The sequence below is a fragment of the Geodermatophilus dictyosporus genome, assembly GCF_900115505.1.
Lineage (GTDB): Bacteria > Actinomycetota > Actinomycetes > Mycobacteriales > Geodermatophilaceae > Geodermatophilus > Geodermatophilus dictyosporus.
The window spans coordinates 122,512-135,345 of record NZ_FOWQ01000010.1 but is presented as its reverse complement, the minus strand read 5'-3'; the positions used below and the strand labels follow the sequence as shown (position 1 = coordinate 135,345).

At 75.9% G+C, this 12,834-nt stretch carries 15 protein-coding genes; 6 read left to right on the top strand and 9 right to left on the bottom strand.

All coding sequences use genetic code 11. The features are described 5' to 3' along the window. Window position 1 precedes the first annotated feature (1 nt). The 4 genes from BMZ33_RS20485 to BMZ33_RS20470 are packed head-to-tail and all read right to left on the bottom strand — an operon-like array spanning window position 2 to window position 4,074. A complete protein-coding gene (locus tag BMZ33_RS20485) occupies window positions 2-970 on the bottom strand; it encodes a fumarylacetoacetate hydrolase family protein (protein WP_091115747.1) in 969 nt (322 codons plus the stop codon). Then, window positions 970-1,908: a VOC family protein gene (locus tag BMZ33_RS20480; protein WP_091115743.1), complete on the bottom strand. Its 939-nt coding sequence runs from the start codon at window positions 1,906-1,908 to the stop codon at window positions 970-972. The genes BMZ33_RS20485 and BMZ33_RS20480 overlap by 1 nt, the downstream gene beginning before the upstream one ends. Window positions 1,909-1,924: 16 nt before the next feature. Further along, window positions 1,925-3,055 carry an FAD-dependent oxidoreductase gene (locus BMZ33_RS20475; protein ID WP_091115740.1) on the bottom strand — a complete coding sequence of 377 codons (1,131 nt, stop codon included), beginning with the start codon at window positions 3,053-3,055 and terminating at the stop codon, window positions 1,925-1,927. A gap of 8 nt (window positions 3,056-3,063) precedes the next feature. Continuing rightward, entirely contained in the window at window positions 3,064-4,074 is a 1,011-nt protein-coding gene (locus tag BMZ33_RS20470) for a cyclase family protein (RefSeq protein ID WP_091115736.1), read from the bottom strand. A gap of 107 nt (window positions 4,075-4,181) precedes the next feature. Here BMZ33_RS20470 and BMZ33_RS20465 point away from each other — a divergent pair, with 107 nt between their 5' ends. The 3 genes from BMZ33_RS20465 (at window position 4,182) to BMZ33_RS20455 (ending at window position 6,933) form a co-directional block, all read left to right on the top strand. Continuing rightward, window positions 4,182-5,144: a LysR family transcriptional regulator gene (locus BMZ33_RS20465; protein WP_091116015.1), complete on the top strand. Its 963-nt coding sequence runs from the start codon at window positions 4,182-4,184 to the stop codon at window positions 5,142-5,144. Between the two features lie 85 nt (window positions 5,145-5,229). Continuing rightward, complete coding sequence (locus BMZ33_RS20460; protein ID WP_091115733.1) at window positions 5,230-6,444, top strand: MFS transporter; 1,215 nt, start codon at window positions 5,230-5,232, stop codon at window positions 6,442-6,444. 123 nt (window positions 6,445-6,567) lie between these two features. Further along, window positions 6,568-6,933 carry a VOC family protein gene (locus BMZ33_RS20455; protein ID WP_169064637.1) on the top strand — a complete coding sequence of 122 codons (366 nt, stop codon included), beginning with the start codon at window positions 6,568-6,570 and terminating at the stop codon, window positions 6,931-6,933. A gap of 7 nt (window positions 6,934-6,940) precedes the next feature. Here BMZ33_RS20455 and BMZ33_RS23560 read toward each other — a convergent pair whose 3' ends face one another. Continuing rightward, complete coding sequence (locus tag BMZ33_RS23560; RefSeq protein ID WP_169064636.1) at window positions 6,941-7,096, bottom strand: hypothetical protein; 156 nt, start codon at window positions 7,094-7,096, stop codon at window positions 6,941-6,943. Between the two features lie 66 nt (window positions 7,097-7,162). Between BMZ33_RS23560 and BMZ33_RS20450 the strand changes: the two genes are divergently transcribed. Beyond that, entirely contained in the window at window positions 7,163-7,492 is a 330-nt protein-coding gene (locus BMZ33_RS20450; RefSeq protein ID WP_136697373.1) for a hypothetical protein, read from the top strand. Between the two features lie 30 nt (window positions 7,493-7,522). Here the strand turns inward: BMZ33_RS20450 and BMZ33_RS20445 are convergent, their stop codons facing one another. The 3 genes from BMZ33_RS20445 to BMZ33_RS20435 form a co-directional block, all read right to left on the bottom strand. Further along, window positions 7,523-7,963, bottom strand: a complete 441-nt coding sequence (locus tag BMZ33_RS20445) for an arsenate reductase/protein-tyrosine-phosphatase family protein (RefSeq protein ID WP_169064635.1) — start codon at window positions 7,961-7,963, stop codon at window positions 7,523-7,525. A 98-nt stretch (window positions 7,964-8,061) separates the two neighbouring features. Then, on the bottom strand, window positions 8,062-9,633 hold the full coding sequence (locus BMZ33_RS20440) for a Na+/H+ antiporter (RefSeq protein WP_091115722.1): 1,572 nt from the start codon (window positions 9,631-9,633) through the stop codon (window positions 8,062-8,064). 1 nt (window position 9,634) lies between these two features. Beyond that, the gene (locus BMZ33_RS20435) at window positions 9,635-9,892 is read right to left on the bottom strand and encodes a ubiquitin carboxyl-terminal hydrolase 14 (protein WP_091116008.1); all 258 of its coding nucleotides are present in this window, start codon (window positions 9,890-9,892) and stop codon (window positions 9,635-9,637) included. Window positions 9,893-10,043: 151 nt separating this feature from the next. On the opposite strand from BMZ33_RS20435, the gene BMZ33_RS20430 reads away from it, so the two are divergent. Next, complete coding sequence (locus tag BMZ33_RS20430; RefSeq protein WP_091115718.1) at window positions 10,044-10,970, top strand: hypothetical protein; 927 nt, start codon at window positions 10,044-10,046, stop codon at window positions 10,968-10,970. A gap of 15 nt (window positions 10,971-10,985) precedes the next feature. Here BMZ33_RS20430 and BMZ33_RS20425 read toward each other — a convergent pair whose 3' ends face one another. Further along, complete coding sequence (locus tag BMZ33_RS20425; RefSeq protein WP_091115715.1) at window positions 10,986-11,492, bottom strand: DinB family protein; 507 nt, start codon at window positions 11,490-11,492, stop codon at window positions 10,986-10,988. A gap of 91 nt (window positions 11,493-11,583) precedes the next feature. On the opposite strand from BMZ33_RS20425, the gene BMZ33_RS20420 reads away from it, so the two are divergent. Beyond that, on the top strand, window positions 11,584-12,552 hold the full coding sequence (locus BMZ33_RS20420) for a helix-turn-helix transcriptional regulator (protein ID WP_091115712.1): 969 nt from the start codon (window positions 11,584-11,586) through the stop codon (window positions 12,550-12,552). The last annotated feature ends 282 nt before the right edge of the window (window positions 12,553-12,834 follow it).

The following is a 12,834-nucleotide window of genomic DNA, read 5'->3' as shown; positions in this document are numbered from 1 at the left end:
CTCAGGCGGTGCGCGTGCGCGCGCGGGGACGGGGCCGGGCCGGTCGGACGGGCGGCAGCTCGACGCCCTCCACGACGCGGTTGCGGATCGTGCCGATGCCCTCGACGGTCATCTCCACGACGTCGCCGGGCCGCAGTGGCGGGGGAGCGGCCTCGCCGCGGGTGCCCCACAGCTCGGCCAGGCAGCCGCCGTTGCCGCAGGTGCCCGAGCCGAGCACGTCGCCGGCGCGCACCTCCGTGCCGCGGGAGGCGTAGGCGATGAGCTCCTCGAAGGGCCAGCCCATGTTGGACAGCAGGTCCTGGCCGATCTCCTCCCCGTTGACCGACACCCGCATCTCCAGGGCCAGGAAGCCCTCGCCGTCGCGGTACGGCTCCAGTTCGTCGGCGGTCACCAGCCAGGGGCCCAGCGTCGTCGCGGAGTCCTTGCCCTTGGCCGGGCCGAGGTTGACCCGCATCTCGCGAGCCTGCAGGTCGCGGGCCGACCAGTCGTTGAGCACCGTGTAGCCGAAGACGTGCCCGCGGGCCTCCTCCGGCGTCAGGGAGGCGCCGTCGCGGCCGACCACGACGCCGACCTCGATCTCGAAGTCGAACCGCTGCGATCCCGGCGGCACCGCGACGTCGTCGTGCGCGCCGACGAGCGCGTAGGGGTTGGTGAAGTAGAACGTGGGCGCCTGGTACCACTCGTCGACCACGCCGGTGACGCCGTCGACGGCCTTGCGCACACCCTCGACGTGTTCCTCGAACGCGACGAAGTCACGCACCGTCGGCGCCTGCAGCGGCGGCAGCAGCCGCACCGAGTCCACCGGCACGGCCGGGCCCCGCAGCGCCTCGGACCCGACCTCGAGCGCGGCGGGCAGGCCCGCGCGCACGACGTCGAGCACGGTCGTCCCCTCCGGCAGGGCGTGCAGCCCGGCGTCACTGACGACGCCGCCCCGCACGGTGCCCCCGGAGGACCAGGTGGCGAAGCGCATCAGACCGGCGGGGCCACGAACAGGCCCTTGTCCGGGTCGTTGAAGGACTTCCTGGCGACGAACTCGTTCATCGCGTTCGCCGTGCCCCACTGGTCGGAGACCTCGGGGTTGCTGAAGTCGTAGAGGTGCGGGTGCCAGGTGTCCTCGTCGACCGTCTCGAGCTCGGTCGTGTACTCGACGGTGTTGCCGTGCGGGTCGAGGAAGTAGGAGAAGGTGTTGTTGCCGGCCAGGTGCCGGCCCGGCCCCCAGATCTTCTCCACGCCCTGGCGCAGCAGGCGGCCGGTGCCGCGCATGTACTCGTCGATGCCGCGCAGCTCGAAGCTGGCGTGGTGCAGCGAGGCGTGCGGCCCGCGGGCGATCGCCATGGAGTGGTGCCAGGCGTTGGTCCGCAGGAACCACATCATCGAGCCCATCCGCGGGTGCACGAGCGTGTCCGACAGCGCGAAGGACAGGTGCTTGTCGTAGAAGGCGACCGTGCCCTCGGGGTCGGCGGAGTTGACGACCACGTGGGACAGGCGCACCGGGATCGACTCGCCTGCCTCGATGGCCCGGTGCTGCCGCACCGCGACGTCGGAGCTGACCTCGATCGTGCGGCCCTCGTTGTCGAAGAAGCGGAAGCCGTAGCCGCCGCCGGGGGTCTGCAGGTCGGTCGGCTCGTGCACCAGCTGGACGCCGTCCCGGGCCAGGTCGCCGGCGAGGGTGTCGACGTCGGCCCGGTCCTTCGCGCCGAAGCTGATCAGGTCGATGCGCTTGTCGGCGGACTCGCGCAGCCGGACGACGTACTGCTCGGGGGAGCCCTCCGCGGCGAGGAAGGTCAGGCCGGAGTCGCTGTGCTCGACCGTGAGGCCCCAGGTGGTGGTGAAGAAGTCCTGCTGGGTGCGCAGGTCGGGCACGGCCAGGTCGACGTGCCGCAGGTGGGTGATCAGGCGCCGGGTCATGGGGATCCTCCTCCGTTCAGGCGGGCTGGGCGACGAGCTGGGCGATGGAGCGCATGAGCCCCGGGATGTCGCCCTGCACGTGGTCGAGCTGCCACCGGGCGAGCTGGTTGGAGGCGTCGACGACGGTCTTCGCCCGCTCGAACCGGCGGGCGTGGAAGGCGTCCCACAGGTCCTGGTCGAGCGCGCTGCGGGTGAGCAGCAGGTCGGTCAGGGCGTAGGCGTCCTCGAGGGCCATCGCCCCGCCCTGGGCGATGGTGGGTGGGCACGTGTGCGCGGCGTCGCCGATCAGCACGACGCGGCCGCGGTTCCACGGCGCGGGCAGCACGTGCGTCTCGAACCAGGTGTAGTTCACCCGGGACGGGTCGGTGAGCTGCTCGCGGATCTCGTCCCACGGCCCGTGGTAGGCCGCGGCGAGCTCCCTCATCGTGGCCAGCTGCTCCTCCGGCGTCAGCGTGGAGCGGTCCTGCGCCGGCTCGACGACGTAGGCGTAGAGGCTGTCCTCGCCGGTGGGGCAGTAGCCGGCGATGAACGACGGCCCGCCGTAGTAGAGGTCGGTGCGGGTGACGCTCGCCGGCCGCGGGCCGAACGCCCGCCAGATGCCCATTCCCACCGGCCGGGTCTCCAGCTCGACGCCGATGGCGCGGCGGGTCCACGAGCGCAGCCCGTCGGCGCCGACGACGAGGTCGTAGCGGCCGGTCGAGCCGTCGGCGAAGGTGACGTCGACGCCGTCGTCGTCCTGCGCCAGCGCGGTGTGCGTCGTCCCGCAGCGCACCTTCACGCCCACCTCGGCGGCGCGCTCGGTGAGGATGCGCGCCAGCTCGGGCCGGGGCATGCCCATGACGGCGGGCAGGTCCGGGCCGCCGGTGCGCGCGTCGGGGATCTCGGCGACGACGGTGCCGGCCGGGTCCGGCGCCCGGATGCCGGTGACGTCGAAGGCGTAGCCCGCGGCCGCCACCTCGTCCCAGACGCCGAGCGTGCGCAGCTCGCGCAGCGCGTTGCCCTGCAGGGTGATGCCCGAGCCGAGGGCGGCGGTGTCGGGCCTGATCTCGACCAGGTCGACGGCGACGCCGGCCTCGGCCAGGCGGATGGCGGTGGCGGCACCGGCGAGGCCGGCCCCGACCACGAGCACGCTGCTGACGGCGGGCATGTCGGCTCCTACTTGACGGCGATCGGGTTGACCGGGGCACCGACGGCGCCGGTCACGGGCAGGGGGGCGGCGGTCAGGGAGAACTCCCACACGCCGTCGGCGGCGCAGTCGGCCGCGAGCGCGTCGAGGTCCCACAGCTCGCCGAGGAACAGGCCGGTGTGCGGGATGGCCACCTGGTGCAGCGGCTGGAAGGCCATGTCGAACTCGTTGGGCCGCACCTCGAAGCCCCACGTGTCGGTGGCGACGCCGGCGATCTCGGTGGCGTGCAGCCAGTCGGCGCTGGTGAAGCTCAGGCCGGGCGCCGGGCCTCCGGCGTAGTCGCCCCACCCGGTGCCCGCGGCGACCGAGCGGCGGACGCGGGCCAGCTGGCCGGTGCGCACCAGCAGCAGGTCACCGCGGCCGACGCGAGCGCTCTCGCCCTGGGCGGCGATGGTGGCCTCGAGGTGCGCCGGCGTGATGGCGAACCCGTCGGGCAGCTCGCCGTCGGTGCCCAGCGCCCGGCCGACGTCGAGCAGCACGCCGCGGCCGGCGATGCGGTCGGCGACGGTCTCGATGCCCGTGACGGCGTCGCCGAGGCTGGTGACGACGTCGCCCGCGCGGCGGCCGTTCCAGGCGTCGCCGTGGTCGAAGATGTGGCCCAGGCCGTCCCACTGGGTGGAAGCCTGCAGCGGCATCGTGATCACGTCGTCGGCGCCGCCGATGCCGTGCGGGAAGCCCTGCACGCCACGCTCGGCGTCGGTGCCGGTGTCGAGCATGGTGTGCACCGGGTTGGTCCGCCGCCGCCACCCCTTCTGCGGCCCGTCGGCGTCGAAGCGCTGCGACAGCGAGAACGCCACGCCGCGGCGCACCAGTCGCGCGGCCTCGACCCGCTTGTCCGCGGTGAGGAAGTTCAGCGTCCCCAGGACGTCGTCGGCGCCCCACCGGCCCCAGTTGGAGCAGCGCTCCGCCGCCGCCGCGATCGCCCCCTCGGGGTCGGTGCGGTCGAGCTCTGCGGCGTCGAGCCAGGTGCGGTCGGGCACGGTTGCGTCCTCTCGTCGGAACGCGGACCACGGTCGGTCACCCCGGCGAGGGGGGGAAGACGAGATGTCTGATGGGGGTCATAGACAGCGCCGATACCGTGCCGACCGTGAACCTCGCGAGCCTGGACCTCAACCTGCTCGTGTCCCTCGACGCCCTGCTGACCCAGCGCAGCGTCACCCGCGCCGCCGCCCAGATGGGGCTGTCCCAGCCGGCGCTGTCGGCCTCGCTGGCCCGGCTGCGCCGGCACTTCGGTGACGAGCTGCTCACCCGCGTCGGCAACGACTACCGGCTCACGCCGCTGGCCGTGCAGCTGCGCGAGCTGGTGCGCGTGGCGCTGTCCGGCGTCGAGCGGGTGTTCACCGCCCAGCCCGGCTTCGACCCGGCGTCCTCGACCCGCGAGTTCTCCGTGCTGGTCAGCGACTACGTGGTGGTCGTCCTCGGCGACACCATCGCCGGGCTGCTCGCCGAGGAGGCGCCGCGCACCCGGCTGCGGCTGACCCCCCACTCGCCGGCGGTCGTCGACAGCGCGCACCAGGTGCTGCTGGCCACCGACCTCCTGCTGCTGCCACACGGCTTCGTCGCCGACCTGTCCCACCGCGACCTCTACCGCGACGAGTGGGTCTGCGTGGTGGCCGCGGACAACCCCGTGGTCGACCGCGGGCTGACCGTCGAGGACCTCGAGGAGCTGCCCTGGGTGGCCACCTACCACGGTCAGACCGCCTCGACGCCGGCCGCCCGGCAGATGCGCCAGCTGGGCATCGAGCCGCGCGTGCAGGTGGTCAACGAGAGCTTCCTAACCGTGCCGGCGCTGGTCGCCGGCAGCGACCGCGTCGCGCTGCTGCAGCGCCGGCTGGTCGACCTGCTGCCCCTCGGCTCCGGCATCCGGGCGCTGCCGCCGCCGTTCGAGGCCGGCCCGCTGGTCGAGGCGATGTGGTGGCACCCGGTCTTCGATGACGACCCCGAGCACCGGTACCTGCGCGACCTGGTCTCCCGGGCCGCCGAGCTGGCCGTCTCGCCGGGTGCCCGGACGGGTATCGACCTGGGTGATACCGCACCCCGGGAGAAGTGATTTCCGCTCCGCGTCCGCTGTCCTGACACTCGCCGGTCAGTGATGCCGGTCACCGGGACCGGCGCCTGTCCTCCCGGAGACGCCCGTGTCAGTCCGCGACGCCGCACCCCTTCCCGACGAGGTGGCCGTCGACCCCGCCACCGGCCGCCCCGCCGGCCGCGCGCAGGCCCTCGTGCTCCTGCTCTCCAGCTGCCTCGGCGTGCTCGGCGCCGTGCTGCTGGCTCCGGTCCTGCCGCGCATCCAGGACGCCTTCGCCGGCACCCCCGGCGTGGAGACGCTCACCCCGGTGGTGCTCACCGCGCCCGCGCTGGTCATCGGCCTGACCGCGGTGGTCGCCGGCCGCATCGTCGACCGGGTGGGCCGCAAGCGGCTGCTCGTCGGCTCCCTGGTCGCCTACGCCCTCGCCGGCACCGCGCCGCTGTGGCTGGACTCGCTGCAGCTGATCGTGGTCAGCCGGGTGTTCGTCGGCCTCACCGAGGCCGCGATCATGACCTGCTGCACCACGCTGCTCGCCGACTACTTCTCCGGTCCGGCGCGTGAGCGCTACTTCGGCCTGCAGGTCGTGTTCACCACCGTCTCGGCGACGGTCTTCTTCGGCCTCGGAGGCGCGCTGGGCGCCCAGGACTGGCGGACCCCGTTCTGGCTCTACGCCGTCAGCCTCCCGCTGGCCGTGGCCGCCGCACGGTACGTCTGGCAGCCGACGCCGGTCGCGCGGTCGGAGCGGCTGCCCCGCCTGCCGTGGGCGCAGCTGGGCCTGCCGGTCGGGGTCACCCTCGTCGGCGGCCTGGTGTTCTACGTGCTCATCGTCGAACTGTCCTTCACGCTCGACGCGATCGGCGTGGAGTCCACCGGGGTCATCGGCGCCATCAGCGCGATCGGCTCCCTGGGCACCGCGGCCGGCGCCTTCGCCTTCGGCCGGCTGGCGGGGCTCGGTCCGGCGGTCACCGTCCCGGCGGCGTTCGCCCTCTCCGGCGTGGGCCTGCTCGGTCTCGGGTTCGCCGACTCCGTGCCCGCCGTCGTCGTCGCCGCCGTGGTGACCGGCCTGGGCAACGGCCTGCTGCTGCCCTCGATGCTGTCCTGGGCGCTGGGCTCACTGGCCTTCGAACAGCGGGGCCGGGCCACCGGGGTCTGGACCTCGGCGGTCTTCATCGGCCAGTTCGCCTGCCCGCTGGTCGTCCTCGGGCTCACCGGGGCCCTCGGCAGCCTGGGCGCCGCGCTGGCCCTGCTCGGCGCGGTCAGCGTCGCGGCCGCGGCCGGCGTGCGGCTGAGCCGGCCGGCCGCGGTGGCCGCCGCGCACTGAGCCCCGGACCCGGTGCCCCGGCCTGGCGCCCGTGCGGCCGGGGCACCGGCACGCCCGGAGGCCGTCAGTGTCGGTGCCCGCCCCGACACTGACTCCACGGGTCCTGTGAGCGAGGAGGTCCCCGTGGACGTCACCGTCGTCTCCGTCCCCGTCAGCGACCAGGAGGCCGCCGTCCGGTTCTGGACCGTGCAGGTGGGCCTGCAGGTGCTCACCGACGCCGAGTTCGCGCCCGGCGCGCGCTGGGTGCAGGTCGGGGCGCCCGGCGCGGCGGCGTCCCTGTCACTGGTCACCTGGTTCGAGCAGATGCCGCCCGGGGCGCTGCAGGGCGTGGTGTTCGAGGTGGACGACGTCGACGCCGAGCACGCGCGGCTGTCGGCGGCGGGGGTGCGCTTCGAGGGGCCGCTGACCACCGAGGCATGGGGTCGGCAGGCGGTCTTCCGCGACCCCGACGGCAACGGGTTCGTGCTCAGCGGCCGCTCGCCCCGCTGAGCGCCGGTCAGCGGCGGGTGCGCTCCCGCACCCCGAGGGCGCCGGTCACCAGGAACAGCGCCAGGCCGACCACGGCCAGCCAGAACAACCCCTCCACCACCCACCCGACGACGGTGACGACGAGCCAGACGAGGAGCAGCAAACCGAGCAGACGCAGCCACACGGGGGACCTCCGGGGAGCCGCCGGGACGGACCCGGCCAGCCTAGGGCCAGGGCAGGACGGGTGGTCGTGGACGAGACCTGGGACGCGCTCCTCGCCGCGCTGCCGCCCGCGACGGCCGACCTCGTGCGGGCCCCCGACGCGCTGGTCCGCGGTGCCGACCCGGACGTCGTCCGCGTGGTGTGGCCGCACCAGCGCACGGTCGGCTACGGCCTCGACGTCTACGACCGGCACCTCGACCTCGGCTTCAACCGCGGCGCCGCGCTGGTCGCCGACGGCCTCGACGGCGGGCTGCTGGCGGGCACCGGCCGGTCGTTCCGCAAGGTCGCCGTCCGCAGCGCCGACGTGCTCGCCGACGTGCGGCTGCCCGCGCTGCTGCGTGCCGCCCGCGCGGAATAGCTGGGCGCCCTCGGCCGGACGTGAGGCCGGTCAGCCGAGCTCGGTGAGCAGGCCGCGGACCCGGCGGTCGAGCTCGTCGCGCACCGGGCGGACGCCGGCGACGTCGCGGCTGGAGGGGTCCTCGACCGGCCAGGCGAGGTAGCGGGTGCCCGGCAGCACCGGGCAGGGCTGGGCCCCGCCGAGGGTGACCACCACGTCGGAGACGAGCACCGCGTCGGCCGTCAGCGGCTTGGGGAAGCGGGTGGTGAGGTCGATGCCGACCTCGGCCATCGCCGCGACCGCGGCCGGGTCGACGCGGACGGCGGGCGCCGAGCCGGCCGACAGCGCGTGCACCCGGCCGGCGGCGTGGGTGGCGAGCAGCGCGGCGGCCATCTGCGAGGTGGCGGCGTCGCGCGCGCCCACGAAGAGCACCGTCGGCGGGCCGACGTGCGCCGGGGCGGCGCTGGGCTGGGTGTGCGGGGAGGGGACCACGGCGGACCTCCGGGTGGTCGGGACAGGACGTTCCCCCGGGGGACCGCGCCGTCCTCCCGGTGCCACCGTGCCACCGGCACCCCGCAGGCGGGAAGGGGTCACTCCCGCAGCAGCGTGACCTCCTCGAGGTCGAGCTCGTGCTGCACCCGCCGGAACACCTCGTCGTCGATGCGCCGCTGGTCGCGGTGGCGGACGAACACCTCGCGCTCGGCCTCGAGCATGGCCCGGCGCAGCCGCCGGTAGCGCGCGGACGGCGTCTCGCCGCCGCCCGGCACCGGCCCGCCCAGCCGCTCCCACGCGGCGTTGGTGCGCGCCTCGATCCGCTGCCGCAGCTCGGTGACCGCCTGCGCGTGCAGCGGGTCGCCGTCGTCGAGCTCGTCGAGCCGGGCGGCCGCGGCCCGGCCGGCGTCGGACTGCGCCTGCGCCTCGGCCAGTGCGTCGGCGGAGTCCTCGGAGGCCCGCACGCCGAGGCGGCGGATCACCGCGGGCAGCGTCAGCCCGTGCAGGAGCAGGGTGCCCACGGTGACCACGAAGGTCAGGTAGAGCACCTCGGCGCGGCCGGGGAACGGGTCGCCCGACATCGTGGTCAGCGGGATGCCGGCCGCGGCGGCGAGGGAGACCACGCCGCGCATGCCGGCCCAGGAGACCACCGCGGCGTGCGTCCAGGGCGGGGGGACCCAGCCGGGCCGGCGGCGGGCGACGGGGCGCAGGTACGCGGTGGGGAAGACGAAGGCGACGCGGGCCAGCAGCGCGACGAGCACCAGGGCCAGCCCGACGGCGGTCAGCGTGCCGAGGTCGGGACCCACGCCGGCGACGACGGCGGGCAGCTGCAGGCCGATGAGCGCGAACACCGTCGCCTCGAGCACCGTGTCGGCGGCCTGCCACACCGCGCGGTCCTGCAGGCGGGCGACCGGGTCGGCCTGCGGTGAGCGGTGCCCGAGGTAGAGGCCGGCGAGCACCACCGCCAGCACCCCGGAGGCGTGCACCTCCTCGGCGACGACGAAGCCGACGAAGGGCACCAGCAGGCCCAGCGCGCTCTCCAGCACGCCGTCGCCCAGCGCCAGCCGCACCCGGTGCACCAGCCAGCCCAGCGCCCAGCCGATCGCCGCGCCGCCGGCCGCAGCCAGCGCGAAGACGCCCAGACCCTCGGCGATGCCGTACCCGGCACCGGCGGCGAGCGCGACGGCCACCCGGAACGCGGTCAGCGCGGTGGCGTCGTTGACCAGGCTCTCGCCGCCGAGGATGGTCATCACCTTGCGCGGCAGGCCCAGCCGCCGGCCGACGGCGGTGGCCGCCACGGCGTCGGGCGGGGCGACGACCGCCCCGAGCACCAGCGCCGACGCCAGCGGTAGCCCCGGCACCAGCCACCAGGCGGCCAGCCCGACGGCGAGCGTGGTGAACAGCACCGCGCCGACGGCGAGCATGCCGATGGCCCGCAGGTTGGCCCGCAGCCGCAGGTAGGAGCTGTCCAGCGCCGCCGAGTAGAGCAGCGGCGGCAGCACCAGGGTGAGGATCAGCTCCGGGTCGAGCGCGTAGTCCGGGACGCCCGGCACGAACGACAGCGCGAGCCCGGCGACGACGAGCACCAGCGGCGGCGAGACCCCCACGCGCCGGGCCAGCGCGGTGACCGCGAAGGAGCCGGCCAGCAGGCCGACGAGCGACAGCTCCACCTCAGACGATCGCCCGGTCGGGATAGCACCATCGCCAGTCCTCACCGGGCTCGAAGGACCGGATGATGGGGTGTCCGCTGCCCTCGGCGTGCGCGGTGGCGTGCCGGTTGGGCGAGGAGTCGCAGCACGCGACGTGCCCGCACGACAGGCACTCCCGCAGGTGCACCCACGTCGACCCGATGGCCAGGCAGTCGGTGCAGCCCTCCGTCGAGTCCGGCGTCACGTCCCGGATCTGGTCCAGGTGCCCGCACGTGGTCATCCCGCCACCCCTCTCGTCGTCCTGTGTCCGGGAGCGCCTGGAGTCGACCACCTCCGGGACGACGGCGGCAACGCCTCCCCGTGCCCGCTGTCTTCCCCGCGTCGCCGTGGCAGGGTCGGCGGGCGACGTCCGGACGGGAGCGGGAGGTGCCGTGGACCTCGACGAGGTCGCCGACGAGCTGTACGCGCTGCCGCCCGGCGAGTTCGTCGCCGCCCGCACCGAGGCGGCCCGCCGGGCGCGGGCCACCGGCGACCGGGCGCTGGCCGGGCGGATCGGGGCGCTCGGCAAGCCGTCGACGGCCGCATGGGCGTGCAACGCGCTGGTCCGGGAGCAGCCCGACGAGATCGCCGGCCTCGTCGAGCTCGGCGACCTGCTCCGCGAGGCCCAGCAGACCCTGGCCGGCGACGAGCTGCGGGCGCTGGGCACGCAGCGCTCCCGGCTGCTGACCGCGCTCACCCGCCAGGCGCGAGGAGTGGCCGCCCGGCTGGGTCACCCGCTGTCGGACCCCGTCGCCGACCAGGTCCAGGAGACGCTGCGCGCCGCGCTGGTCGATCCGGAGGCGGGGGAGGCGCTGCTGGCCGGCCGGCTGACCGGCCCCCTGTCCTACCGCGGCACGGGGCTGGGCGTGCGGCCGGACCTGCGGTTGGTGCCGCCGGCGCGGGCCGAGCCGGCGGCGCCGGTCCCCGCCCGGCGGCGGAGGGCCGAGGAGGAGGCCCGGCGGGCGGCGGAGGAGCGCCGGCGGGCGGCCGAGCAGCGCCGGCAGCGCGAGCTGGCCGACGCCCGGGAGGAGGCCGACGCCGCGGCCGCGGCCGCCGAGCAGGCGGAGGAGGCCGCCCGCGCCGCGCACGACCGGGCCGACCGCGCCGCCGAGCGGCAGGCCGGACTGGAGGCGCGGGCCGAGGAGCTGGCCGCCGAGCTGGAACGGGTCCGCGGGGAGGCGGTCGCGGCCGGGGCCGACGCCGGCCGGGCGGCCCGGCAGGCGACGGCAGCCGACCGGGTCGCGCGGCGGGCGGCGGGGGAGCGCGAGCGCGCCGCGGCCCGGGTCGCCGAGCTCGAGCGCGCCCCGCTGGAGGACTAGCCGCTCGGCCCGTCGTCAGCCCATCGTCTTCTGGCCGTCGAGCGACTCCCGCAGGATGTCGGCGTGCCCGGCGTGCTGGGCGGTCTCGGCCACCAGGTGCAGGAAGGTCCGCCGGGCCGAGCGGACCGCGCCCGGCTCGAACCACGGCGCCTCGGGCAGCGGGTGGCTCAGGTCCAGGTCGATGGTGCGCACCAGCTCGTCGGTGCGGGCGGCGACCTCCTCGTAGGAGGCCAGCACGCTCGCCAGCGTCTCGCCGGGCTGCAGCACCCACTCCTGCGCCCACACCTCGGGGGTGGTGGCGGCGAAGGCCTCCGCCCCGCGGACGGCGAAGTCGGCCCACGTCGCCTCGGTGCAGGCGACGTGCTTGACCAGCCCGGCGAGGGTCAGCTGGCTGGCGGTGGTGCGGCGGGTGGCCTGCTCGTCGGTCAGCCCGCGCACGGTGAAGCGCAGGAAGGCGCGGTGCGTCCGCAGGGTCTCGAGCAGGTCGGCGCGCTCGGTGCCGAGGGCGGTCGGAGCGGTCACGGTGTCCTCCGGTGGACTCGTCGTCGGGGTGGGACCAGCATCTCGCCGAAAGCGGTCAGATCCTGTCCGCTGTGTCGGTCACGATGGCGGCATGAGCGACCCGGGTGCCCGCACGCTGCGGCTGCTGTCCCTGCTGCAGTCGCGCCGGTACTGGCCGGGGCCCGACCTCGCCGGCCGGCTCGGCGTCTCGGTGCGCACCCTGCGCCGCGACGTCGACCGGCTGCGCGGGCTCGGCTACCCGGTGGCCGCCTCCCGCGGGGTGGACGGCGGGTACGCGCTCGCCCCGGGTGCGGCGCTGCCGCCGCTGCTCCTCGACGACGACGAGGCGGTGGCCCTGGTGCTGGGGCTGCAGGCGGTCGCCGGCGGGCCGGTGGCGGGGATGGCCGAGACGTCGGTGCGGGCGCTGGCCAAGGTGGCGCAGGTGATGCCGGCCCGCCTGCGGCGGCGGGTCGAGGCGCTGCGGGCGATGACCGTGCCGGGCGGGTGGGACGGCCCGCCCCGGGACGTCGTCGACCCGGCCGTGCTCACCGCCGTCGCGCTGGCCTGCCGCGACACCGAGCGGACCGTCTTCGGCTACACCCCGCCCGGCCGGGGGCGCACCGAGCGCACCGTGGAGCCGCACCGGCTGGTCGCGCTCGGCCGGCGCTGGTACCTCGTCGGGCACGACCTCGACCGCGGCGACTGGCGGGTGTTCCGGCTCGACCGGCTCGACTCCCCGCGCGGCACCGGCGCCGTCTTCGGTCCGCGCCGCTTCCCCGCCGAGGACGCGGCGGCGTACGTGCGTGAGCGGATCGGCAGTGCCTGGGCCCGGTACGTCGTCGAGGCGACCGTGGCCGCGCCGGCCGATCAGGTGCGCCGGCGGATCGGCCGCTGGGCCACGGTGACCGGCGACGGGGACGGCTGCCGCGTGCGGATCGAGGGCGACGACCTCGACTGGGCCGCGCTGGCGCTGGGCGTCACCGGCGCGCCGTTCACCGTGCTCTCCCCGCCGGAGATGGGCGACCACCTCCGAGCCCTCGCCGCCCGGTACGCCGCTGCGGCGGGGACGCCCGACACGTGACCGGGCCTCGGGGGTTCCTCGTCCGGCGCGCTCCCGGCATCGGTGGCCGGTGTCGGTGACCCAGCCGTCGGATCAGCCGGCGGCGCCGGCGTCGCCGCCGGTGTCACCCTCGGGGGTCCCGCCGTCGCTGCCGTCCCCGCCGGTGTCGTTGCTCCCGGTCGAGGTGTCGTTCCCCGGGGCCTGACTGGTGGGTGGGGCCGTGGTGGTCGGTGGTGGGGCCGTGGTGGTCGGTGGTGCGGCGGTGGTGGTCGGTGGTGGGGCCGTGGTGGTCGGTGGTGGGGC

Coding starts and splice junctions, on each gene's coding strand:
- BMZ33_RS20485 (WP_091115747.1), bottom strand. CDS start 970: ATGCGCTTCGCCACCTGGTCCTCCGGGGGCACCGTGCGGGGCGGCGTC.
- BMZ33_RS20420 (WP_091115712.1), top strand. CDS start 11,584: ATGAGCGACCCGGGTGCCCGCACGCTGCGGCTGCTGTCCCTGCTGCAG.
- BMZ33_RS20480 (WP_091115743.1), bottom strand. CDS start 1,908: ATGACCCGGCGCCTGATCACCCACCTGCGGCACGTCGACCTGGCCGTG.
- BMZ33_RS20475 (WP_091115740.1), bottom strand. CDS start 3,055: ATGCCCGCCGTCAGCAGCGTGCTCGTGGTCGGGGCCGGCCTCGCCGGT.
- BMZ33_RS20435 (WP_091116008.1), bottom strand. CDS start 9,892: ATGACCACGTGCGGGCACCTGGACCAGATCCGGGACGTGACGCCGGAC.